Source organism: Agrococcus sp. GCM10030265 (genome assembly GCF_042666675.1).
Classification (GTDB): Bacteria; Actinomycetota; Actinomycetes; order Actinomycetales; family Microbacteriaceae; genus Agrococcus.
This window is the reverse complement of the sequence record NZ_JBHTCZ010000002.1, coordinates 1,082,075-1,105,488: the sequence shown is the minus strand read 5'-3', so window position 1 is coordinate 1,105,488 and position 23,414 is coordinate 1,082,075. Positions and strand designations below refer to the sequence as shown.

The 23,414-nt window shown below is 73.8% G+C and carries 21 protein-coding genes; 17 read left to right on the top strand and 4 right to left on the bottom strand.

The features are described 5' to 3' along the window. Positions 1-33: 33 nt before the first annotated feature. Positions 34-1,401 carry a cation:dicarboxylate symporter family transporter gene (locus tag ACFQPP_RS09745; protein WP_376916380.1) on the bottom strand — a complete coding sequence of 456 codons (1,368 nt, stop codon included), beginning with the start codon at positions 1,399-1,401 and terminating at the stop codon, positions 34-36. 146 nt (positions 1,402-1,547) lie between these two features. On the opposite strand from ACFQPP_RS09745, the gene ACFQPP_RS09740 reads away from it, so the two are divergent. From ACFQPP_RS09740 to ACFQPP_RS09730, 3 genes are all read left to right on the top strand, one after another. Next, positions 1,548-3,275 carry an ATP-binding protein gene (locus ACFQPP_RS09740; RefSeq protein WP_376916379.1) on the top strand — a complete coding sequence of 576 codons (1,728 nt, stop codon included), beginning with the start codon at positions 1,548-1,550 and terminating at the stop codon, positions 3,273-3,275. Continuing rightward, positions 3,272-3,955: a response regulator gene (locus tag ACFQPP_RS09735; RefSeq protein WP_376916378.1), complete on the top strand. Its 684-nt coding sequence runs from the start codon at positions 3,272-3,274 to the stop codon at positions 3,953-3,955. Before ACFQPP_RS09740 ends, ACFQPP_RS09735 begins: the two co-directional genes overlap by 4 nt. 107 nt (positions 3,956-4,062) lie before the next feature. Then, the gene (locus ACFQPP_RS09730) at positions 4,063-5,274 is read left to right on the top strand and encodes a mechanosensitive ion channel family protein (protein ID WP_376916377.1); all 1,212 of its coding nucleotides are present in this window, start codon (positions 4,063-4,065) and stop codon (positions 5,272-5,274) included. Here ACFQPP_RS09730 and ACFQPP_RS09725 read toward each other — a convergent pair. Then, positions 5,264-5,770 (bottom strand): phosphoribosyltransferase, encoded by a 507-nt coding sequence (locus tag ACFQPP_RS09725; protein WP_376916376.1) that lies wholly within the window; start codon positions 5,768-5,770, stop codon positions 5,264-5,266. The genes ACFQPP_RS09730 and ACFQPP_RS09725 overlap by 11 nt on opposite strands. A gap of 309 nt (positions 5,771-6,079) precedes the next feature. Beyond that, complete coding sequence (gene gndA, locus ACFQPP_RS09720) at positions 6,080-7,522, bottom strand: NADP-dependent phosphogluconate dehydrogenase (RefSeq protein ID WP_376916375.1); 1,443 nt, start codon at positions 7,520-7,522, stop codon at positions 6,080-6,082. A gap of 104 nt (positions 7,523-7,626) precedes the next feature. Here gndA and ACFQPP_RS09715 point away from each other — a divergent pair, with 104 nt between their 5' ends. Further along, the gene (locus ACFQPP_RS09715) at positions 7,627-8,526 is read left to right on the top strand and encodes an SMP-30/gluconolactonase/LRE family protein (protein WP_376916374.1); all 900 of its coding nucleotides are present in this window, start codon (positions 7,627-7,629) and stop codon (positions 8,524-8,526) included. Positions 8,527-8,588: 62 nt separating this feature from the next. Next, a complete protein-coding gene (locus ACFQPP_RS09710; RefSeq protein WP_376916372.1) occupies positions 8,589-9,545 on the top strand; it encodes a TIGR03557 family F420-dependent LLM class oxidoreductase in 957 nt (318 codons plus the stop codon). 28 nt (positions 9,546-9,573) lie between these two features. Here ACFQPP_RS09710 and ACFQPP_RS09705 read toward each other — a convergent pair whose 3' ends face one another. Then, complete coding sequence (locus ACFQPP_RS09705) at positions 9,574-10,449, bottom strand: NAD(P)-dependent oxidoreductase (protein WP_376916371.1); 876 nt, start codon at positions 10,447-10,449, stop codon at positions 9,574-9,576. Positions 10,450-10,540: 91 nt separating this feature from the next. Here ACFQPP_RS09705 and ACFQPP_RS09700 point away from each other — a divergent pair, with 91 nt between their 5' ends. The 12 genes from ACFQPP_RS09700 (at position 10,541) to ACFQPP_RS09645 (ending at position 23,387) form a co-directional block, all read left to right on the top strand. Continuing rightward, positions 10,541-11,584 (top strand): D-2-hydroxyacid dehydrogenase, encoded by a 1,044-nt coding sequence (locus ACFQPP_RS09700; protein WP_376916370.1) that lies wholly within the window; start codon positions 10,541-10,543, stop codon positions 11,582-11,584. A gap of 20 nt (positions 11,585-11,604) precedes the next feature. Beyond that, complete coding sequence (locus ACFQPP_RS09695; protein WP_376916369.1) at positions 11,605-12,411, top strand: IclR family transcriptional regulator; 807 nt, start codon at positions 11,605-11,607, stop codon at positions 12,409-12,411. A 19-nt stretch (positions 12,412-12,430) separates the two neighbouring features. Then, complete coding sequence (locus tag ACFQPP_RS09690) at positions 12,431-13,228, top strand: SDR family oxidoreductase (RefSeq protein ID WP_376916368.1); 798 nt, start codon at positions 12,431-12,433, stop codon at positions 13,226-13,228. 2 nt (positions 13,229-13,230) lie between these two features. Then, on the top strand, positions 13,231-14,256 hold the full coding sequence (locus ACFQPP_RS09685; protein ID WP_376916367.1) for a zinc-binding dehydrogenase: 1,026 nt from the start codon (positions 13,231-13,233) through the stop codon (positions 14,254-14,256). A gap of 1 nt (position 14,257) precedes the next feature. Continuing rightward, positions 14,258-14,782 (top strand): gluconokinase, encoded by a 525-nt coding sequence (locus ACFQPP_RS09680; RefSeq protein ID WP_376916366.1) that lies wholly within the window; start codon positions 14,258-14,260, stop codon positions 14,780-14,782. A 65-nt stretch (positions 14,783-14,847) separates the two neighbouring features. Continuing rightward, positions 14,848-16,263: a GntP family permease gene (locus ACFQPP_RS09675; RefSeq protein WP_376916365.1), complete on the top strand. Its 1,416-nt coding sequence runs from the start codon at positions 14,848-14,850 to the stop codon at positions 16,261-16,263. An 11-nt stretch (positions 16,264-16,274) separates the two neighbouring features. After that, a complete protein-coding gene (locus ACFQPP_RS09670) occupies positions 16,275-17,117 on the top strand; it encodes an NAD(P)H-binding protein (protein WP_376916364.1) in 843 nt (280 codons plus the stop codon). A gap of 181 nt (positions 17,118-17,298) precedes the next feature. Beyond that, a complete protein-coding gene (locus ACFQPP_RS09665; RefSeq protein WP_376916363.1) occupies positions 17,299-17,946 on the top strand; it encodes a 50S ribosomal protein L25/general stress protein Ctc in 648 nt (215 codons plus the stop codon). A gap of 19 nt (positions 17,947-17,965) precedes the next feature. Beyond that, complete coding sequence (pth, locus tag ACFQPP_RS09660; RefSeq protein ID WP_376916362.1) at positions 17,966-18,541, top strand: aminoacyl-tRNA hydrolase; 576 nt, start codon at positions 17,966-17,968, stop codon at positions 18,539-18,541. Between the two features lie 78 nt (positions 18,542-18,619). After that, a complete protein-coding gene (locus tag ACFQPP_RS09655; RefSeq protein WP_376916361.1) occupies positions 18,620-19,117 on the top strand; it encodes a hypothetical protein in 498 nt (165 codons plus the stop codon). After that, entirely contained in the window at positions 19,114-22,701 is a 3,588-nt protein-coding gene (mfd, locus tag ACFQPP_RS09650) for a transcription-repair coupling factor (RefSeq protein ID WP_376916360.1), read from the top strand. Before ACFQPP_RS09655 ends, mfd begins: the two co-directional genes overlap by 4 nt. Beyond that, positions 22,698-23,387: a MazG family protein gene (locus ACFQPP_RS09645; RefSeq protein WP_376916359.1), complete on the top strand. Its 690-nt coding sequence runs from the start codon at positions 22,698-22,700 to the stop codon at positions 23,385-23,387. Before mfd ends, ACFQPP_RS09645 begins: the two co-directional genes overlap by 4 nt. Positions 23,388-23,414 lie beyond the last annotated feature (27 nt).

Genomic DNA, 23,414 nt, shown 5'->3' with positions numbered 1-23,414 from the left:
GCCCGCCGAGCCCCTCAGGATGGATGCGTCGCGTCAGCGCCTGACGCCGGCGCTCACCCGCACCGCCTCCGTCGCCGACTGCGGCGTCGACGTCTCGGGGCCGTGGTGATCCTCCATCGTCGCCTCGTCGAACGGGTCGCGCTTCGCGAGCACGTTCGCGACGCGGCCGTGGTCGATCTGCTTCGTCCAGTGGCCGATGAGCACCGTCGCGACGGCGTTGCCCGTGAAGTTCGTCAGCGCACGCGCCTCCGACATGAAGCGGTCGATGCCCACGATGACGCCCACGCCGTCGACGAGGTCGGGGCGGTAGGTCTGCAGGCCGGCGGCGAGGGTCGCGAGGCCCGCGCCCGTGACGCCCGCGGCACCCTTCGACGCGACGATCATGAACAGCAGCAGGCCGATCTGCTCCGGGATCGACATGGGCACGCCCATGCCGGTCGCGATGAACAGCGACGCCATCGTCAGGTAGATGGCCGTGCCGTCGAGGTTGAACGAGTAGCCGGTCGGCACCGTGATGCCGACGACGGGCTTCGAGACGCCGAGGTGCTCGAGCTTCGCCATGAGGCGCGGCAGCGCCGACTCGGACGACGACGTCGACACGATGAGCAGGTACTCGCGGCCCAGGTAGCCCATGAGCCTGAAGATGTTGACGCGGGCGACGACCCACAGGAGCGTGCCGAGCACGCCGACCACGAACACGATGCACGTCGCGTAGAACGCGAGCATGAGGGTGGCGAGGGCGCCGATCGCGGCCCAGCCCGTCTCGCCGACGACGCCGGCGATCGCGCCGAACGCGCCGACGGGCGCGAGCCACAGGATCATCGTGAGGATGCGGAAGACGAGCGTCTGCACGAGCGCGAGGCCCTCGAGCAGCGGCTTGCCGCGCTCGCCCATGCGCTGGAGGGCGAAGCCGACGAGCAGCGCGACGAAGAGCACCGGCAGCACGTGCGTGCCGGTGAAGGCCGACACGAGCGTCGTCGGGATGATGCCGAAGAGCGGGCCGCCCTCCTCGCCGGCGGGCGCGTCGTACTCGGCGGAGGAGATGTTGAGTCCCTCGCCCGGGTGCACGAAGTTGCCGACGACGAGGCCGATCGCGAGGGCGAACGTCGACATGACGATGAAGTAGCCGAGCGCGAGGCCGCCCACCTTGCCGACCGTCGCGGCCTTCGCGATCGAGCCGATGCCGAGCACGATCGTGCAGAAGATGACGGGCGCGATCATCATCTTGATGAGCGCGACGAACGCGGTGCCGATGGGCTTGAGCGCGACGCCGACCTCGGGCCAGATGAGGCCGACGGCCGCGCCGAGCACGACGGCGATGATGACCGCGACGTAGAGGCCGTGGGTGGCGAGACGCGAGTGGCGCCTCGGGGTGCTGGTGGTGGTGGGCGTCGTCGCCATGCTCTTCCTCCTGGTCGTCGCAACGGTGCGACGCTTCCGATGAGCGAGCATCCTCGGTCGTGCGCGAGGGGCGCCCGTTTCGTGCATAGTGTTCGCAGCGGACGCGCGGTCCGCGAGGCGGGAACGGCCGCGACGAGGGGGAGCGCATGCGTCGACGCTGGCGCGACGCGAGCATCGCGACGCGGCTGTTCGCGCAGTCGACGGCGCTGCTCGTGGCGAGCGCCGTCGTCGCGTTCGCGTTGCTCGCGCTCGACGCGCGCGCCGACGCCGAGCACGAGGCGACGGTGCTGAGCCGCGACGTCGTGCTGACGCTCGCGTCGGATCCGACGGTCGAGGCGGCGGTGTCGGCTGCGGCCGCGACGTTCGACGCCGACGAGGAGGCCACGGTCGCCGCGGCGTCGGCGGCGCTGCAGCCGTACGCGCTCGAGGTCGTCGATCGCACACGGCTCGACTACGTGACGATCATGCATCCGTCGGGCATCCGCTACACGCATCCCGACGTCGCCGAGATCGGCGGTCGCTTCCTCGGCACGATCGCGCCGGCCGTGGCTGGCGAGGTCGTCACCGAGACGTACGAGGGCACGCTCGGGCCGTCGGCGCGCGCCGTCGCGCCCGTCGTCGTCGACGGCGAGGTCGTGGGGCTCGTCTCCGGCGGCGTGACGATCGCGCAGGTCGCGGGCGAGGTGGTGTCGAGGCTCGTGGGGGTGGCGCTCGTGCTCGTCGCGGCCGTGCTGCTCGCGGCGCTCGCGGCCGGGCTCCTCGCGCGCAGCCTGCGGCGAGCGACGGGCGGCAGGCGCGTCGAGGAGCTCGCCCACCTCTTCGCGGCGCACGAGGCCGTGCTGCACTCGGTCGACGACGGCGTCGTGCTCGTGGAGGGCGATCGGGTGGTGCTCGCGAACGACCGTGCGCGCACGCTGCTGGGCATGGGCGACGTCGCGCTGCCCGTGGGGGTCGAGCGCGGCCTGCCGGGTGCGGTGCGTCGTCTGCTCGCGCAGCCGGGCGACGCCGTCGCGCCCGTGCTCGTCGGCAGGCGCTCGCTCGTCGTCGAGCGCGAGGGGGCGCAGGTGCCGAGGCCGCGGCGCGCCGCGGGCGACGCGACGATGCTCACCATCCGCGACCGCACCGAGCTGTCGCGGATGTCGGGCGAGCTGGATGCGGTGCGCACGCTCGCGACGGCCCTGCGCGCGCAGACGCACGAGTTCGGCAACCGCATGCACACCATCGCATCGCTGCTGTCGCTCGGCGAGCCCGAGCGCGCCCTGCAGGTCGCGGCCGCCGAACGCGACCTGGGCCAGCGCCTCGCCGATCGGGTGGTCGGTGCGGACGAGGAGCCCGTGATCGCGGCGCTGCTGCTCGGCAAGACGGCGCAGGCGCGCGAGCGCGCCGTCGAGCTGCACTTCGAGACGCGGCTCGATCCCGGCACGCACTGGGTCGACCCGATCGACTTCGTCACGATCCTCGGCAACCTCGTCGACAACGCGATCGACGCCGCCGCATCCGCCCGCCCGCGCACGGGTGCGACGTCGCGCGAGCTCGGCGCGCGATGGGTCGCCGTGTACCTCGGCTCGGACGACGACGGCGGCATCGTCATGCAGGTGTCGGACTCCGGTGCGGGCGTGCCCGACGACGCGCGCGAGCTCGCCTTCGAGCAGGGGTGGACGACGAAGGAGCACGGCGCGGGCGGCCGCGGCTTCGGGCTCGCGCTCGTGCGGCAGACGGTCGAGCGCCTCGGCGGCTCCATCGAGCTCGGGCAGGAGGTGGGCGCCGTCGTGACGGTCGTGCTGCCGCGGCCCGACGCCGAGCCGCCCGCCGACGACGACGCCGACGTGCGCGCCGCGACCGACCGCAGCCTCCAGCCGAGGCGGCTGCCGTGATCCGCGTGCTCGTCGTCGAGGACGACCGCGGCACCGCCGCCGCCCACGCCGCGTACGTGGGGCGCTGCGACGGCTTCGAGCTCGCGGGCGTCGCGCACTCGGCGTCCGCAGCCCTGCGGGCGCTGCGCGACGCGCAGCAGGGGGCGACGAGCATCGACCTGCTGCTGCTCGACATGAACCTGCCAGACGGCCACGGCCTGCAGGTGTGCCGAGAGCTGCGCGCGGCGGGCCTCGTCGTCGACGTCATCGCCGTCACGGCCGTGCGCGAGCTCGACACCGTCCGCGAGGCCGTCGCGGTGGGCGTCGTGCAGTACCTCATCAAGCCGTTCGGCTTCGCGGTGTTCGCCGAGCGCATGCGGCAGTACCGCGCGTACCGAGACGAGCTCGAGGGCGCGTCGCGCCTCACGCAGCAGGAGGTCGATCGGGCCATCGCGGCGCTGCGCACCACGAACGCGCCCGGGCTCGCGAAGGGCCTGTCCGCCGAGACGCTCGAGTCGGTGTCGACGCTGCTCGCCGCGGGCGAGGCCCGGTCTGCGACGGAGGTCGGCGCCGACCTCGGCCTCTCGCGCGTCACCGCCCGCAGGTACCTCGAGCACCTCGCGGATGCGGGCGTCGCCGAGCGCAGCCCCCGCTACGGCACGCGCGGGCGCCCCGAGCTCGAGTACCGCCGCCGCGCCTGAGCCTGCGCGGCCGAGCCCCTCCGCGTCGGCGGTGCGACACGCCCTGCGATGCGATCGATGGGTGCCTGACGTATCGTGGCGCGCTCCGATCCCATGGAAGGAGCTCCATGCCCGAGCCGATCCAGCTGCTCGTCACCGCGGGGGTCGCGCTCGCGATCTCGGTGGGCGTCGGCATCCTCGCGAGCGTCGCGCTCGTGGGCGTCGTCGCCGCGATCACGAGGTCGCGCACGCGCCTCGTCGCCGCCCGCAGGCCGCTGCGCTGGCCGGTCTTCCTGCTCGGCACGCTCATCGCGTTCGCCGTCGCGATCGCGTCGTCGGGGCTCGTGCGCGACCTCGGCGACGGCGGCGCGATCCTCGCGCACACGCTCCTCATCGCCCAGATCGGCGTGGGGGCGTGGCTCGTCGTGCGCATCCTGCGCGTCGCGGGCGATGCCGTCCTCGCGCGCTACGGCGCGACCGAGGGCGATCGCCACCGGCGCAAGGTGCACACGCAGGTCGCGGTGCTGCGCCGCGTGCTCGTGGTGGTGATCGTCGTCATCGCGTGCGGTGCGGCGCTCTTCACGTTCGAGGAGGCGCGCGTCGCGGGCACGGGCCTCCTCGCGTCGGCGGGCGTCGCATCCGTCGTCGCCGGCCTCGCCGCGCAGTCGGTGCTCGGCAACGTCTTCGCGGGCATCCAGCTCGTCGGGTCGGACGCGCTGCGCGTCGACGACGTCGTCGTGGTCGAGGGGGAGTGGGGCACGATCGAGGAGATCACGCTCACGTACGTCGTCGTGCGGGTGTGGGACGACAGGCGGCTCGTGCTGCCGTCGACCTACTTCACGACGACGCCCTTCCAGAACTGGACGCGCACGACGAGCCAGGTCATGGGCGCCGTCGAGCTCGACGTCGACTGGCGCGTGCCCGTGCGGGCGATGCGTGCCGAGCTCGAGCGCATCCTCGCCGAGAGCGACATCTGGGACGAGCGGGTGCAGGTGCTGCAGGTGACGGATGCGGTGGGCGGGCTCGTGCGCGTGCGCGCGCTCGTGACGGCGGCCGATGGTCCGACGCTCGCCGACCTGCGTGCGCACGTGCGGGAGGCGCTCGTCGAGTGGCTGCGGCGCGAGCATCCGGAGGCCCTGCCGATGCAGCGGATGCAGGTGGTGCCGACCGGTGGGCCCGGCGAGGGCGCGGGCGAGCGCGAGCGCGACCGCGTCGAGCCGCGCACGCCTGCATCGGGCCTGTTCACGGGTGATGCGGAGGCGGATGCGCGGCGCGAGTCGTTCACGCGGCCGATCGACGTCGTGGCTGTCGACGACGCGGTCGTCGACGTCAGGCGGTGACGGGCGGCTCGGCCGACCAGGGGAAGACGATCCACCGGTCGGTGCGGCGCCACACGAAGTCGGGGTCGACGATCGACGTCGGCTTCGCGTAGAGCACCGCCGAGCGCGCCTCGGCGCCCATGCCGCGCAGCAGGTCGAGCACGAGCGCGAGGGTGCGGCCCGAGTCAGCGACGTCGTCCACGACGAGCAGGCGTCGGCCGCGGATGGCCTCGACGTCGAGCATGGGCTCGAGCAGCACGGGGTCGGGCAGCGTCTGGTGCACGTCGGTGTAGAACTCGACGTTGATGGCGTCGGCGAGCTTGAGCCCGAGCGCGTAGGCGAGGTGCCCGGCGGGCAGGAGGCCGCCGCGCGCGATGGCGATGACGATCTCGGGGGCGTAGCCGTCGGCGGCGATGGCGGTGGCGAGCTCGCGCCCCGCATCCCCGAATCCCTGCCACGTGAGCACCTCGCGCTCGGGCTCGGGCAGGTCGGATGCGTCGGCGTGGAAGGCGCTCATCCCACGATGGTGGCACGCGCGGGGTGGGCGGCCCGGCCGAGCCCTGCTCGCTTCGCGTCTCGCAGGCGATCCCGGCACTGGAGGGGCATGCTCCCTCGGCTGCCGGAATCGCCTGCGAGACGCAACCGCTCGGCGCCCCTGACTCTCCGTCTCGCAGACGATCCGGTGGGGCGGAGCGGCACCTTCCCTCCGCCCACGGAATCGCCTGCCAGAGGCGAGGAGCGCCGGGAGGCGGGGCGGATGCGGCGCGCGCGCAGACGGCGCGCCACCCCGAGGGGCGACGCGCCGCCCGTCAGCGGGCGCGAGGCGTCAGTGCGTGTCCTCGGCCTCGACCTCGGAGCGGTCGCCCGACCACAGCGTGTGGAAGGTGCCCTCGGCGTCGATGCGCCGGTAGGTGTGCGCACCGAAGAAGTCGCGCTGGCCCTGCACGAGCGCGGCGGGGAGGCGCGTGGCGCGCAGGCCGTCGTAGTACGCGAGCGACGACGCGAACGCGGGGATGGGGATGCCCGACTGCGCAGCGCCGGCGACGATGCGTCGCCACGAGTCCTGCGCCGTCGCCATGACCTCGGAGAAGAAGGGCGCCGTCACGAGCGCGACGAGGCCGGGGTCGGCCGCGTACGCCTCGGTGATGCGGTTGAGGAAGCGCGCGCGGATGATGCAGCCGCCGCGCCAGATGCGGGCGACCTCGCCCTTGTCGATCGCCCAGTCGTGGTCGATCGCGCCCTGGATGATCGCGTCGAAGCCCTGCGAGTAGGCGATGACCTTCGAGGCGTAGAGCGCGAGGCGCACGTCCTCGACGAACTGGTCGGCGTCCTGCACCGACCACGGCGTCGAGGGGCCGGGGAGGCTCGCGCCCGCGGCGCGCTGCTGCGGCTTCGACGACAGCGAGCGGGCGAACACGGCCTCGGCGATCCCCGACACGGGCACGCCGAGGTCGAGGGCCGTCTGCACCGTCCACGCGCCCGTGCCCTTGGCGCCCGCGGCGTCGAGGATGACGTCGACGAGCGGCTCGCCCGTCTTCGCATCGACCTGTCGCAGCACCTCGGCGGTGATCTCGATGAGGTACGACTCGAGCTCGCCCTCGTTCCACTCGGCGAAGATGTCGGCGATCTCGGCCGGGCTCTTGCCCGTGGCGTGGCGGATGAGGTCGTACGCCTCGGCGATGAGCTGCATGTCGGCGTACTCGATGCCGTTGTGGATCATCTTCACGAAGTGGCCGGCGCCGTCGGCGCCCACGTGCGTCACGCACGGCTCACCCTCGGCGACCGCGGCGATGCGTTCGAGGATCGGGCCGAGGGTCTCGTACGACTCCTTCGTGCCGCCCGGCATGAGCGAGGGGCCGTTCAGCGCACCCTCCTCGCCGCCCGAGATGCCGCAGCCGACGAAGTGGATGCCGGTCTCGCGCACCCGCTGCTCGCGCGCGATGGTGTCGGTGAAGAGGGCGTTGCCGCCGTCGACGATGATGTCACCGGGCTCGAACACCGAGACGAGCTCGTCGATGACGGCGTCGGTGGGGCGGCCGGCCTTGACCATGATGATCGCGGTGCGGGGCGTCTGCAGGCTGTCGGCGAGCTCCTGCATCGTCGTCGCCTTCACGAACCCCGCCTCGGGGTGGGCGTCGACGAGCGCGTCGGTCTTCGCGGTCGTGCGGTTGTACACGGCGACGGTGTTGCCTTCGCGGCTCGCGAGGTTCCGCGCGAGGTTCGAGCCCATGACGGCGAGTCCGACGACGGCGATGTTGGCGGTGGGCATGCGGCTCCAGACCTCGGGGCGGGGATTCCCTCCCAGGCTAGTCGCGCGGGCATGCGCGCACCGAGGCGTCGCGGAGGCCCGTGCCGCTCTGCTTGCATCGACGCATGACGCCGACGTCCTCGACCCCGCCCACCATCCACGATCCGCACGGGCTGCTCGCCGCCGACGCCCGCGTCGAGCGGATGGCGACCGGCGCGGGCTGGAGCGAGGGCCCCCTGTGGATGCCCGAGTCGCGCCGGCTGCGCTGGTCCGACATCCACGGCGACCGCATCCTCGAGGTCGACGAGACGGGCGGGCTGCACGTGCACCGCACGGGCGTGGAGTTCACGAACGCCCGCATCCATGCGCGCGGTGGCGTCGTGCAGTGCTCGCACGGGAGGCGGGCGGTCGAGCTCGAGCGCGACGGCGCCGTGACGGTGCTCGTCGACCGCTTCGGCGAGCATCGGCTGAACTCGCCGAACGACCTCGTCGAGCATCCCGACGGGTCGATCTGGTTCACGGATCCGCCCTACGGCATCGAGCAGCCGAAGGAGGGGCACCCGGGCGAGCGCGAGTACGGCGGATGCTTCGTGTTCCGCTGGAGCGAGGCCGACGGCATCCGCGCGGTCGTGACCGACATGGCGAAGCCGAACGGCATCGCCTTCAGCCCCGACCACGCGACGCTGTACGTCACCGAGTCGGCCGACGAGGGCGACACCGACGAGGTCGCGACGATCCGCGCGTACCGGATCGAGGGATCCGGTGCCGAGACGCGCGCGGTCGACGGCGCGCGGTTCGTGCGCGTGGAGGGCGGCACGCCCGACGGCATCGCGATCGACGTCGAGGGTCGCGTGTGGTCGTCGAGCGGCGACGGCGTGCACGTCTTCTCGGCCGACGGCGAGCGCCTCGCGTTCGTGCCCGTGCCCGAGACGGTCGCGAACGTCGCGTTCGGCGACGACGGCTGGCTGTGGCTCGCGGCGACGACGAGCGTCTACCGCGTGCGCACGACGACGACCGCCGCCTAGCGCCGCCGCGACGGCGCGTCCACCCGTGGCGGCGGGGCATCGCGGCTGCGAGCGTTGCCGCCATGCAGATCGGATACAAGCTCTTCGCCGAGGACGTCGACCCGAAGGAGCTCGTGCGCCGCGCCGTCGAGGCGGAGCGGGCGGGCTTCGACTTCGTCGAGATCAGCGACCACTTCCACCCGTGGCTGCCCGAGCACGAGCACTCGTCGTTCGCGTGGGCGGTGCTCGCGACGATCGCCGCGAAGACCGAGACCCTGCGCATCGCGACGGGCGTCACGTGCCCGTCGGTGCGCTACCACCCGGCGATCATCGCCCAGGCGGCGGCGACGCTGCAGATCCTGTCCGACGGCCGCTTCACCCTCGGCGTCGGCGCGGGGGAGCGGCTGAGCGAGCGCATCGTCGGCCAGGGGTGGCCCGAGGTGGGCGACCGTCACGCGCGACTGCGCGAGGCGCTCGAGATCATCCGCCTGCTGTGGTCCGGCGGCACGCACTCGTATCGCGGCGAGCACCTGCAGCTCGTCGACGCCCGCGTCTACGACCTGCCCGAGCAGCTGCCTCCCATCGTCGTGGCGGCGGGGGGCCCGCAGGCCGCTCGCCTGGCAGCCGACCTCGGCGACGGGCTGTTCTCGACCGATCCGGATGCCTCGCTCGTCGAGGCGTGGACGGCGGCGGGCGGCAGCGGCCCGCGCTACGCGGAGGCGCCCACGGCGTTCGCGCCCGACGTCCGCGCCGGCGCGGAGGCGGCGCACCGTCGCTTCCGGTTCGGCCAGCTGGGCTGGAAGGTGCTCGCAGAGCTGCCCGATCCGACGGCGTTCGACCAGGCGACGCAGGCGGTGCGCGTGGAGGACATGGAGGAGGCGTTCGCGTGCGGCCCCGACGTCGAGCGGCACGTGGAGGTCGTCCGCCCCTTCGTGGAGGCCGGCTTCGACAACGTCGCCCTCATGGATGCGAGCGAGGATCCGGACGCGTTCATGGCCTTCTTCGCCGACGAGCTGGGCCCGCGGCTGCGCGCGCTCTGACGCGGGCGCGGCGGGGCGGGGCGGGGCCTCAGCGCTCGGCGACGAACCGCCGCGCCACCGAGAGGTCGTCGTCGCCGTGGCCCGCGTCGACGAGCTCGGCGTACGCATCGCGCAGCGCGGGCAGCAGCGAGGGATGCGTGCTCGTCGCCGACGCGACGTCGGCCGCGAACCCGAGATCCTTCACCATGTAGCGGGCGAGGCCGCCCGGGGCGTAGTCCTCGTCGACGAGCCTGCGGTGGTTCGAGCGCAGCAGGTTCGAGCCGGCGTAGCCACCGGCGAGCAGCGTCCAGAGGCGGTCGACGTCGATGCCGGAGCGCTCGGCGAGCACCGTCGCCTCCGCGATCGCGAGCATGGTCGCACCGACGACGAGCTGGTTCGCGGCCTTCGCGACCTGGCCGGCGCCGAGCGGCCCGAGGTGCACGGGGGTGCCGCACGGCGCGAGGATGCGCGCGGCCTCCGCGGCGTCCGCATCCGTGCCGCCCAGCATGATCGAGAGGGTGCCCGCCGTCGCGCCGTCGACGCCGCCCGAGACGGGGCAGTCGACGACGCGCACGCGCGCATCGCTGCTCGCGAGCCGCTCGGCGAGGGCGCGCACGCCCGTCGGCGACGACGTCGATGCGACGAGCAGCAGCAGCGGGCGCCCCGCGGCGAGCATGCCCTCCGGCCCGTCGAGCGCGGCCTCGAGCTGCGGCAGGTCGGGCAGCATCGACACGACGACGTCGGCGGAGGCGGCGAGCTCGCGCGGCGACGACGCCCACGTCGCGCCGCGCTCCTCGAGGTCGCGATGCCGCCGCGAGCGCCCGCTGAGGTGCAGCTCGCCGCGCGCTGCGAGGAGGTGCTCGGCCATGGGGCGCCCCATCGCGCCGAGCCCGATGATGCCGACGACGGCGTCGCGTTCGCTCATGCGGCAAGCCTACGCAGGTCCAACCTGCCGAACCAGGTTCAGGATGCTGGATCGCGGCTAGGCTGGGCGCACATCGACGGAGGGATGGGCCATGGGACGACTGCGCGTCGGCATCGCCGCTGCACTGCCGGAGGCGCTCTGCGAGCGGCTCGAGGCGCTCGAGCCCCGCATCGAGGTCGTGCGCGACGTCGAGGCCGTGCCGCCGGCGGCGAGCATCGGCGAGTGGGCGCGGCCCGCCCGCCCCGAGCGGTCGGAGGCGCAGCGGGCCGCGTGGCGTGCGACGCTCGCCGGCTGCGACGCGCTCTTCGGCGTCCCCGGCTCGCCCGCCGAGCTCGCGAGCGTGCTCGCCGCATCCGGCTCCGTGCGCTGGGTGCACACGATGGCCGCGGGCGGCGGCAGCCAGGTGAAGGCCGCGGGACTCGACGCCGAGACCCTCGAGCGCGTCACGTTCACGACGAGCGCCGGCGTGCACGGGGCGCCGCTCGCCGAGTGGGCCGTGCTCGGCGTGCTCGCGGGCGCCAAGGACGTGCCGCGGCTCGAGCGGCAGCGCCGCGAGCGCAGCTGGGACGACGGCTGGGCCATGCGCCACGTCGAGGACATGACGGTGCTCGTCGTCGGCCTCGGCGGCATCGGCACGCAGGTCGCCGCGCGCCTCGGCGCCCTCGGCGCCACCATCTGGGGCACGACGCGCACAGGGCAGGCCGTGCCGCACGTCGACCGCCTCGTGCCCGCCGACGACCTCGCCGAGGCGGCGTCGCAGGTCGACGCCATCGTGCTCACCCTGCCGGGCACCGCGCGCACCGAGGGTCTCGTGGGCGATGCCGTGCTCGCAGGCGTGCGCCCAGGCACGATCCTCGTCAACGTCGGCCGCGGCACGGTCGTCGACGAGGACGCGCTCGTGCGCGCGCTCGACGACGGTCGCATCGGCTACGCCGCGCTCGACGTCACGGCCGTCGAGCCGCTCCCGCAGCACAGCCCGCTGTGGAGCCACGAGCGCGTGCTGCTGAGCCCGCACACCGCGGCGCTGCACGAGGAGGAGCCCGCGCGCATCGTCGCGCTCTTCGCCGACAACGCGCGCCGCCTGCTCGACGGCGAGCCCATGCGCAACGTCGTCGACACCGTCGAGTTCTACTGAGCCGCGCGAGACCCGCCGCCGTGCCCGCCGACGCATCCGACCAGCGCGATCCCGCGCCGGCCGTCACGCGCGGCATCGGCATCCTCGGGCTGCTCGCCGAGGCCGACGGGCCCGTGACGCTCACCGAGCTCGCGCGGGGCCTCGGCATCGCGAAGTCCTCGGCGTCGAACCTGTGCCTCGCGCTCGAGGCGAGCGGCGTCGTCGAGCGCGTGCCGCTCGGCTTCCGCCTGGGGCGGCGCGTCGCCGAGCTCGGCGCGGCCTACGCCTTCCAGTTCAACCAGGTGCGCGAGCTCTTCGGCGTCTGCGAGCGCTCGCCGGTGCTGCGGCACGAGGTGGTGCAGATCGCGATGCTCGACGGCCTCGACACGCTCTACCTCGCCCGGCACGAGGGCCGCGCGCACGGCCGCGTGGGCACGCCGCTCGGCTCGCGGCTGCCCGCGCAGCTGACGGCGGCGGGCACGGCGCTGCTGTCGGCGCTCGACGACGACGAGGTGCGGACGCTGCTGCGCGGGCGCACGGCGCCCTCGCGCACGTCGCGCTCGGCGGGCGGGCTCGATGCGGTGCTCGAGAGGATCGCGGCGACGCGCGAGCGCGGCTACGCCGTCGACGCGGGGGAGTCGTTCGAGGGGGTCACGGGCGTCGCCGTCGCGATGCCGCCGTGGACGCCGAGCGACCCGGCGCTCGCGATCGGCGCGGCCGTCCCGGCCGAGGTCGCGACGCCCGCGCACGTCGAGGCGGTGGGCGCGGCGCTGCGCGAGGCCGCCGTCGCCCTCACGAACCCGCTGGCACGACCGGCCCCGCGCGCGACGCGGGGTGCACGAGCATGACCGACACGGAGGCACGCGCATGACGCACCACGACACCGATCGACCGAGGGGCCTCGCCGCCTTCGACCTCACGGGGCGCGTCGCGCTCGTGACGGGCTCGAGCCAGGGCATCGGCCGTGCGCTCGCCGAGGGGCTCGCGGATGCGGGCGCCACCGTCGTCGTGCACGGGCGCGACCGCGCGAAGGCCGAGCGGGCCGCAGGCGAGATCGCCGATGCGACGCATGCGGCGACGCACGTGTCGACCTTCGACGTCACCGACGCCGCGGCGGTCGACGCCGGCGTGGGCGCGATCGAGGATGCCCTCGGCACGCCCGACGTGCTCGTGAACAACGCGGGCATCCAGCGCCGCGCGCCCATCTCGGAGTTCGCGGACGACGACTGGCACGACCTGCTCGCGACGAACCTCACGAGCGCCTTCCTGCTCTCGCGTCGCGTCGCGCGCGGCATGATCGCGCGCGGCTCGGGCCGCATCGTGTCGATCGGCTCGGTGCAGTCGCAGCTCGCGCGCCCGTCGATCGCGCCGTACTCGGCGACGAAGGGCGCGATCGTCATGCTCACGAAGGGCCTCTGCGCCGATCTCGCGCCGCACGGCATCACGGCGAACGCGATCGCGCCCGGCTACGTCGAGACCGAGCTCACGGCGCCGCTCGTCGCCGACGAGCAGTTCTCGTCGTGGGTGCGCGGTCGCACGCCGGCCGGAAGGTGGGGTGACGTGCGCGACCTCGTCGGCGCGGCGGTCTTCCTCGCCTCCGACGCCTCGTCGTTCGTCAACGGGCAGACGCTGCACGTCGACGGCGGCATGACGGCGGTGGTGTGACCATGACCATCGACCGACGCACGATCGCCGTCGTCGCGCACGCCGCATCCGACGTCCGCGTCGAGGAGGTGCCGGAGCCGACGCCGGCAGCCGACGAGGCGGTCGTCGCCGTCGCGTACGGCGGCATCTGCGGCTCCGACCTGCACTACTGGCAGCACGGCGCGGCGGGGGAGTCGATCCTGCGCGAGCCCATGGTGCTCGGCCACGAAGTCTCGGGCGTCGTCGCCGTCGCAGCCGCCGACGGCTCGGGTCCGGCCGCCGGCACGCCCGTGACCGTGCATCCCGCGACGCCCGACTCGTACCTCGGCTCCGCGGCGCGCATGCCGCACCAGGACGGCGCGTTCGCGACGCGGGTCGCGCTGCCTGCGCGCATGCTGCGCGCGCTGCCCGGCGGGCTCGACCTGCGCATCGCGGCGCTCGCCGAGCCGGCCGCCGTCGCGTGGCACGGCGTGGGGCAGGCGGGCGACGTGCGCGGCCTGCGCGCGCTCGTCGTGGGATCGGGGCCGATCGGCGCGCTCGCCGTCGCGGTGCTGCGACACCACGGCGCCGCCGAGATCGTCGCGAGCGACCTGCACGAGCTGCCGATGCGCATCGCCCGCGAGGTCGGCGCCGACCGCACGATCGACGCCCGCGACGCCGATGCGCTCGCCGCGGTCGAGGCCGACGTCGTGGTCGAGTCGTCCGGCACGCTCCCCGGCCTCGCGACGGCGATCCGGTCGGCACGCCGCGGCGGCACCGTCGTCATGCTCGGGCTGCAGCGCGCAGGCGACGTCGCCGTGCCCATCGCGACGGCCATCACGCGCGAGCTGCGGCTCGTCGGGTCGTTCCGCTTCCGCGACGAGATCGACGACGTCGTCGCCGCGCTCGCCGACGGCTCGCTCGCCGTCGACCCCATCGTCACCCACGTCCTCGACGCGGCCGACGCCCTCGAGGCGCTCGGGCTCGCCGCCGACGCCTCGGTATCGTCGAAGGTGCTGCTGCACCTCGGTGCCGCGGGCTCCGCCACCGACGCCGACACGAAGGGCTGACATGCCTGTCACGTATCCGCCGATGATCATGATGGGCGCGCAGGGGACGGGCAAGTCCACGATCGGGGCTGCGCTCGCCGCGCGCCTCAACGTCGCGTTCATCGACGGCGACGACCTGCATCCCGCCGCGAACAAGCAGCGGATGGCGAGCGGCACGCCCCTCACCGACGAGGATCGCGTGCCATGGCTGCGGCTCATCGGCGAGCGCATCGCGCAGGAGCGCGACGCGGGCCGCATCGTCATCGTCGCGTGCTCGGCGCTCAAGCGCTGGTACCGCGAGCTGCTGCGCTCGCACGTGCCGGACCTGCTGTTCGTGCACCTCGTGGGCGACAAGGCGATCCTGCAGCAGCGCCTCGCGGGCCGCGACCACGAGTACATGCCGACGACGCTGCTCGACAGCCAGCTCGAGACGCTCGAGCCGCTCGCCGCGTGGGAGGAGGGCGTCGAGGTCGACATCCACCGCACGCCCGAGCAGATCGTCGACGAGCTGCAGCGCCTGCTGCAGCGCCGCGCGCGCAGCGCCTGACGCGCACCGCACGACACGACGCCACCGCACGACACGACACGACACGCGAACGAGACGAGGACGTCATGGAAGACCTGCAGCTGATGTGGGATCTCGGCACGGGAGGGCTGCTGCTGCTCGCAGCCGCCGCCGTCGCCCTGCTGCTCGTGCTCATCATGGCGTGCAAGGTGCACGCCTTCCTCGCCCTGATGCTCACGAGCATCCTCACGGCGATCGCCGCCGGCATCCCGTTCGAGCGGCTCGTCGAGGCGTTGGGCTTCGGCTTCAACCCGACGCTCGGCAGCGTCATGCTGCTCGTCGCGCTCGGCGCGATGCTCGGGCGCATGATCGAGGCGTCGGGCGGCGCGAAGGTGCTCTCGGATGCGATGATCGCGCGCTTCGGCGAGCAGCGGGCGGGGCTCGCGCTCTCGGTCGCGAGCCTGCTCATGGGCTTCCCGATCTTCTTCGACGCGGGCCTCGTCGTCATGATGCCGATCATCTACGCCGTCGCGAGGCGCGTGGGCGGCTCGTTCCTGTCGATCGCGTTCCCCGCGGCCATCGCGTTCTCGGCGATGCACATCTTCGTGCCGCCGCACCCGGGCCCCGTGTCGGCGGCGGCGATCTACGGCGCCGACGTCGGCCTCGTGCTGATCCTCGGCCTCGTCGTCGCGATCCCCGTCTGGTACGTCGCAGGCATGCTCGTCGGCTCGCGCATCGGGCGCCGCTTCGACATCGCCGTGCCGACGATCCTCGACGGGCGGGCGGGTGACGACGACGTCGAGGCGTTCCGCTCGTCGCCGTCGGTCGGTCGCATCGTCGCCCTCCTGCTGCTGCCGCTCGCGCTGATCCTGCTGAACACGGGCCTCAACATGGCCGCGTCGTTCCAGCCCGACCCCGACTCGTTCAAGGCGCAGCCGTGGGTCGCGATCCTGCGCGCGCTCGGCGAGACGCCCGTCGCGCTGCTCATCACGGTCTTCGTCTCGATGTGGGTGCTCGGCTGGGGCATGGGCAAGCCCGGCGCGCTCGTCGAGCGGCTGGCCGACTCCGCGCTCGGCCCCATCTGCTCCGTCGTGCTCGTCACGGGCGCGGGCGGCATGTTCGGCGGCGTGCTGCGGGCGACGGGCATCGGCGACGCCGTCGCCGAGTCGCTGAACGGCATCGGGCTCCCTGCGATCGTCGCCGCCTTCCTCATCTCGCAGATCGTGCGCATCGCGCAGGGCTCTGCGACCGTCGCGCTCACGACGGCGGCGTCGCTCATGACGGGCGTCGTGGCGGCGGGCGACTACAACCCGATCGAGATCGTCGCGATCGTGCTCGCGACCGCGGCGGGATCCGTCGGCTTCAGCCACGTGAACGACTCGGGCTTCTGGCTCGTGAGCCGCTTCTTCGGCATGGACATGAAGCAGACGCTGTCGACCTGGACGCTGCTGCAGGGCCTCATGGCCGTGCTCGGCTTCGCGCTGTCGCTCGCGATCTACCTCGTCGGCGGGCTGGTCGGGTAGAGGATGGGCGCATGACGTCGCAGCCGCAGCCCGGCACCCTCGCGCTCACGGGCGTGACGGGTGCGCTCGGCGGTCTCGTGCTCGAGCGGCTCGCCGACCTGCAGCCGATCGTGCTCGTGCGCGACGCGGCGCGCGCCCCCGGCGGCTTCGAGGCGCGCGTCGCCGAGTACGCCGACGGCGCGGCATGCCGCGCGGCGCTCGCCGGCGTCGACACCCTGCTGCTCGTGTCGGCGTCCGAGTCGCCCACGCGACGCGACGACCACGCCTCGGTCATCGCCGCGGCGGCCGAGGCGGGCGTCGGGCACGTCGTCTACACGTCGTTCCAGGGCGCGGCGCCCGACGCGACCTTCACGCTCGGCCGCGACCACCATGCCGCAGAGGAGGCGCTGCGCGCCTCGGGCATGCGGTGGACGTTCCTGCGCGACGGCCTCTACCAGGAGTCGCTCGTGCGCTTCGCCGACCAGCGAGGCGTCATCCGCGGTCCGGCGGGCACGGGCCGCCTCGCCGCGGTGTCGCGCGTCGACGTCGCCGACGTCGCGGCGGCGGTCCTGCGCGACCCCTCGGCGCACGTCGACGTCGCCTACACGCTCACGGGCCCCGATGCTCCGCGCATCGACGAGGCCATCGCGCGCGCGGCGGTCGCCACCGGCAGCGACCTGCGCTTCGAGGACGAGACCGTCGAGCAGGCGTACGCGTGGCGGCGCGACGGGTGGGGCGCCGAGGAGTGGCAGCTCGACGCGTGGGTGTCGACGTACACGGCCATCGCCGACGGATCCCTCGCGACGGTGTCGCCGGACGTCGAGCGCGTGCTCGGCAGGCCGGCGCGCTCCATCGAGCAGACGTTCGCGCGCTGAGCCGGAGGCGGCCGCGACACGCCCGGAGCGCCGCCCCTGGTAGCATCGTCGGTCGAGACCTCGGCGAGGGGCGCCCGCGCGCCCGTGATCGACGCGGCGACGTGCCCATGCGGCTGCGTCCCGTGCGCCGACCGAGGTCGACGACCACCCGGGCCACCAGGCCCCGACAGGGAGCATCACCATGAGCACCGACGACAACACGCTCGCCGCCGAGATCCGCGAGCAGTTCGGCAAGGGCGCAGCGCGTCGCCTCCGCGCCGCAGGCAAGATCCCCGCCGTCCTGTACGGCCACGGCACCGAGCCGCGCCACCTCTCGCTCGACGGCCACGCCGTCTTCCTCCTCGTGCGCAAGGCGAACGCCGTGCTCGACCTCCAGATCGAGGGCGAGTCGCAGCTGGCGCTCGTGAAGGACATCCAGCGCAACCCGGTGCTGCAGGGCATCCCCGCCCTCGAGCACCTCGACCTCATCGTCGTGCGCCGTGGCGAGAAGGTCCAGGTCGACGTGCCCGTGCACGTCGAGGGCGAGAGCGCACCCGGCACGATCCACAACCTCGAGAACACGACGCTGCTGCTCGAGGTCGAGGCGCTGCACATCCCCGAGAACGTCGTCGTCTCGGTCGAGGGCCTCGAGGATGGCGCGCAGATCCTCGCGTCCGAGGTCACGCTGCCGAAGGGCGCCGAGCTCGTCACCGAGCCCGAGACGCTCGTCGTGGGCGTCTCCGTGCCGCCCGCACCGGTGCTCGAGGACGAGGACGCCGCCGAGGAGCCCGCCGAGGGCGAGACGGCCGAGGACGCCGACGACGCCGAGGCGTCGTCGGACGACGAGTAGTCCGCGCTCCGCAACGCGCATGACCGACGCGTGGCTGGTGGTCGGGCTCGGCAACCCCGGGCCCGACTACCAGCGCACCCGCCACAACGTCGGCGTCGACGTGCTCGACGAGCTGTGCTCGCGCGCCGGCGTGACGCGCTCGCGCCACCGCAAGGCCGTCGCGAGCGTCGGCGAGCGGCGCATCGTCGGTGGGCCCAAGGTGGTCCTCGCGTTCCCCGAGACGTACATGAACCGATCCGGCGGTCCCGTCGCATCGCTCATGGACTACTACTCCGTGCCGATCGAGCAGGTGATCGTCGTCCACGACGAGCTCGACCTGCCGCTCGGCACCGTGCGCCTCAAGCGCGGCGGCGGCGCGGGGGGCCACAACGGCCTGCGCGACGTCATCGCGGCACGCGGCGCCGACTTCATCCGGGTGCGCGTCGGCATCGGCCGCCCGCCCGGCAGGCAGGATCCGGCCGACTTCGTGCTGAAGCGCTTCTCGGCCACCGAGCAGCAGGAGCTGCCCTTCATGGTCGACGCGGCGGCCGACGCCGTCGAGCACGTGCTGCGCGACGGCCTCGTGCCCGCCCAGCAGGCGCTGCACTCGCCCTGACCGCGCAGCACGACGTCGGCGCGGCTCGCGGCGTCGGAGGTCGCGGCTAGCATGGATCGTCGACCGGGAGGGGTTCGGATGCGTCTTCGACAGCGTGCGCTGCGCGGCATCGCCGCGACCGCAGCGGCGGCAGGCCTCGTGCTCGCGCTCGCCGGGTGCGTGGGCGGCGATGCGAACGACGGCCCCACGGGTCCGAACGGCTACGACCTGGGCGCGACGATCGGCGACGACGTGCGCGCATGGGTCGACGTGAGCGACACCACGGGCACGCTCGACGTCATCCTCGAGCGCGCCGGCGACTCGCAGCCGCTCGGCGTATGCCTCGGCCAGGGCTCGACGGTGTGCGTCCTGGGCGACGTCGCCACGCAGCCGTACGTCGTCTTCATGGGCCCCGCGGGCGAGAACACGACGACCATGACCTGGTACGGCACGCCGATCGAGATGCAGCGCCTCGAGGGCGTCGAGCTCGAGCGCACGCAGGTGTTCGTGGCCGCGCCCCCGCCCGGCGACCCCGCCGCGCTCGCGTACTCGTTCTCCGTCACCGACGCCGCGGGCGCCGTCGTCTACACGCAGTGAGCCTCGCTCCGCTGCTCGCCGTCCTCGAGGAGACGGCGCTCGCCGATGCGCGCCGTCGCATCGCCGTCGGCGGGTCGTTCACCGTCGCCGAGGGCATGCGTGCGCCGCTGCTCGCAGCCATCGCGTCCTCCGACCGCCCGCTGCTCGTCGTCACGTCGACGAAGCGCGAGGCCGACGCGCTCGTCGCCGAGCTCGGCGCATGGCTGCAGGATGCGACCGTCGTCGCCTTCCCGGCGTGGGAGACGCTGCCCCACGAGCGGCTGAGCCCGAGCGCCGAGACGGTCGGGCAGCGCTGGCGTGCACTGCACGACGTGCGCACGCGCCCTGCGGGCACGCCCGCCATCGTGGTCGCGTCGGCGCGTGCCGCGCTGCAGCCCACGCCGATCGGCCTCGGCGACACGAAGGCGATCGTGCTCCAGGCGGGTCAGCGCGGCGTCGACCTCGCCGACCTCACGCGCTCGCTCGTGCACCATGCGTACCAGCGCGTCGACATGGTGACGCGGCGAGGCGAGTTCGCGGTGCGCGGCGGCATCCTCGACGTCTTCAGCCCCGCCGAGGAGCACCCCATCCGCGTCGACCTGTTCGGCGACGAGGTCGAGCAGCTGCGCTGGTTCCGGGTGGCCGACCAGCGCTCCGACCCCGATCCGGTGCCCGTCATCGAGCTGCCGCCCGGCCGCGAGCTGCTGCTCACCGACGACGTGCGTCAGCGCGCTGCCGAGCTGCAGCACGAGCTGCCCGCGATGGAGGGCATGCTCGAGAAGATCGCGCACGGCATGCCCGTCGAGGGCATGGAGTCGCTCGCGCCCCTGCTGCTGCCGCAGCTCGTGCCCCTCACGCACCATCTGCCCGACGCCGCCGTCGCGGTCATCGGGCCCGAGCGGGTGCGCGACCGCGTCGCGATCCTCGACGACACGAACCGCGAGTTCCTCGAGGCCGCCTGGTCCGCCGCCGCGGCAGGCGCCCAGGTGCCGGTCGACCTCGCGTCGGGCGGGTTCCTCGAGCTCGGCGAGCTGCGCGAGGCCGCCGACGGCCCCTGGTACGCGCTGTCGTCGTTCGGCACCGACCTCACCGACGACGGCGCCGAGCTCGTCTCGAGCATCCCGAACCCCATCGGCCAGGGCGCCGAGGCCGCGGTCGAGGCCGTCGTCGCGCTCGCCCAGGGCGGCTGGCGCGTCGTGGTCACGGCAGCCGGCCACGGCATGGGCGAGCGCGCCGCATCCGTGCTCGCCGAGCGCGGCGTCGCCGCGCGCCAGGCCGACGCCCTGCCGGACGTGCTCGAGCCGGGCATCGTGCACGTCGCGAAGGCCGACGTCGAGCACGGCTTCCGCGTCGAGTCGGGCAAGGTGGCGCTCGTCAGCGAGGCCGAGCTCTTCGGCCGCGCCGTCGGCGTCGACGCGCGCGCCCCGCGGCGCCTCGCGACGCGACGCGGCACGGTCGTCGACCCGCTGCAGCTGAAGCCCGGCGACCTCGTGGTGCACGAGACGCACGGCATCGGCCGCTTCATCGAGCTCACGCAGCGCACCGTCTCGTCGGGCGGGCGCAACGCGACGCACACGGTGCGCGAGTACCTCGTGCTCGAGTACGCGCCGTCGAAGCGCGGACAGCCGGGCGACCGCCTGTCCGTCCCCACCGATCAGCTCGACCAGCTGTCGCGCTACGTCGGCGGCGAGAGCCCCACGCTGTCGCGCATGGGCGGCAGCGAGTGGCAGGCGGCGAAGTCGAAGGCGCGCAGGGCCGTGCGCGACATCGCCGTCGAGCTCGTGAAGCTCTACGCCGCCCGCATGGCGTCGAAGGGGCACGCGTTCGGCCCCGACACCCCGTGGCAGCACGAGCTCGAGGATGCCTTCCCCTACGCCGAGACCCCCGATCAGCTCACGACGATCGACGAGGTCAAGCGCGACATGGAGCGCGAGGTGCCGATGGATCGGCTGCTCTCGGGCGACGTGGGCTTCGGCAAGACCGAGGTGGCGGTGCGCGCGGCGTTCAAGGCCATCCAGGACGGCAAGCAGGTCGCGATGCTCGTGCCGACGACGCTGCTCGTCCGTCAGCACCACGAGACCTTCGCCGCGCGGTTCGCGGGCTTCCCCGTGCAGGTGGCGGCGCTCAGCCGCTTCCAGTCGAACGCCGAGGCGAAGGCGACGCTGCAGGGCCTCGCCGACGGCACGGTCGACATGGTCGTCGGCACGCACCGCATCCTCACCGACGTCGTGCGCTTCAAGGACCTCGGCCTCGTCATCATCGACGAGGAGCAGCGCTTCGGCGTCGAGCACAAGGATCTGCTGAAGCAGATGAAGACGAACGTCGACGTGCTGTCGATGTCGGCGACGCCCATCCCGCGCACGCTCGAGATGGCCGTGACGGGCATCCGCGAGATGTCGACGCTCGCGACGGCGCCCGAGGCGCGGCACCCCATCCTCACCTTCGTCGGCGCCCACTCGGATCAGCAGGTCGCGGCCGCCATCCGCCGCGAGCTGCTGCGCGAGGGCCAGGTGTTCTTCGTGCACAACCGGGTGTCGTCGATCGCCCGCACGGCGGCGCGCATCTCGGAGCTCGTGCCCGAGGCGCGCATCGCGATCGCCCACGGCAAGATGAACGAGCATCAGCTCGAGCAGGTGATCGTCGACTTCTGGGAGCGGCGCTTCGACGTGCTCGTGTCGACGACGATCGTCGAGACCGGCCTCGACATCCCGAACGCCAACACGCTCATCGTCGACCGCGCCGAGCGCTACGGCCTCAGCCAGCTGCATCAGCTGCGCGGTCGCGTCGGCCGAGGCCGCGAGCGCGCGTACGCCTACTTCCTGTACGACGCCGAGACGCCGCTGTCCGAGACGGCGCACGATCGCCTCGAGACGATCGCGGTGCACAACGAGCTCGGCGCGGGCATGCAGGTGGCGATGAAGGATCTCGAGATCCGCGGCGCCGGCAACCTGCTCGGCGGCGAGCAGTCGGGGCACATCGCCGGCGTGGGCTTCGACCTCTACCTGCGCATGGTCGGCGAGGCCGTGTCGGCGTTCCGCGGCGACGCCGAGGAGGCGCCGCGCGAGCTGCGGCTCGAGCTGCCGGTCGATGCGGTCATCCCCGAGTCGTACCTCGACGCCGAGCGCCTGCGCCTCGAGGCGTACCAGAAGCTCGCGGCCGCGGCGTCGTCGCCGTCGGACACCGCGATCGACACGGTCGCCGACGAGCTGCAGGATCGCTACGGCCCGCCGCCGCAGCAGGTGATCACGCTGCTCGCGATGGCGCGCCTGCGTCGACAGGCCATGCGCTCGCGGCTGTCGGAGGTCATCACCGTGGGGCCGAACCTCCGCGTGGGCCCCGCCGACCTGCCCGAGTCGCTGCAGCTGCGCCTGCGCCGCATGCACCCGGCCGCGAAGCTGAATCGGTCGTCGAGCACGCTGCTCGTGCCCGTGCCGACCGCGGGCGGCGGGCGGCTCGCCGGCACGCAGGCGCAGCCGCTGCCGGATGCCGAGCTCATCGAGTGGGTCTCGCAGCTGCTCGCGGCGATCTTCCCGCCGCCGAAGCCAGCCGAGCCCGGCGCGCTCGACGCCGACGGCCATCCGATCGACGCGGGCGAGCAGTCGTGAGCGACGAGGCAGACGTGCCCGCGCAGCCGGATGCGCTCGCCGACCTCGTCGGCGTGGTGACGAGGCTGCGCAGGCCGGGTGGCTGCCCGTGGGATGCGGAGCAGACGCACGAGAGCCTCGTGACGTACCTCGTCGAGGAGGCCTACGAGCTCGTCGACGCCATCGAGACGGGCGACGTCGCGGGCATCCGCGAGGAGCTCGGCGACGTCCTGTACCAGGTGCTGTTCCACGCCGACATCGCCGCGGTCGAGGAGGGCTTCGACATCGCCGACGTCGCGCGCGATGCCGCCGCGAAGATGCGCTCGCGCCATCCCCACGTCTTCGGCGATGCGCAGGTGTCGGGCGTCGACGACGTCGTGGCGTCGTGGGATGCGCTGAAGCGCGCCGAGAAGTCCGAGCGCGAGAGCGCGCTCGACGGCATCCCTCCCGGGCTGCCCGCGCTGGCGCTCGCGCAGAAGACGCTGCAGCGGGCCCGCAGGGCGGGGCTCGTGACGCTGCCGGAGGCCGAGGCGTCCGCGCCGTCGACCGAGGCCGAGCTGGGCGCGGCGCTGCTCGCGATGGTCGAGCAGGCGAGCGCGCACGGCGTCGACGCCGAGCGCGCGCTGCGGCTCGCGGTGCGCGAGCGCGATGCCGAGCTGCGCGCGGGGGAGCGCGAGGCGGGCGCGGCTGGCGACGCGCAGGCGTGAGCGCTGCGCGGAGGTCGGCCCGGTAGC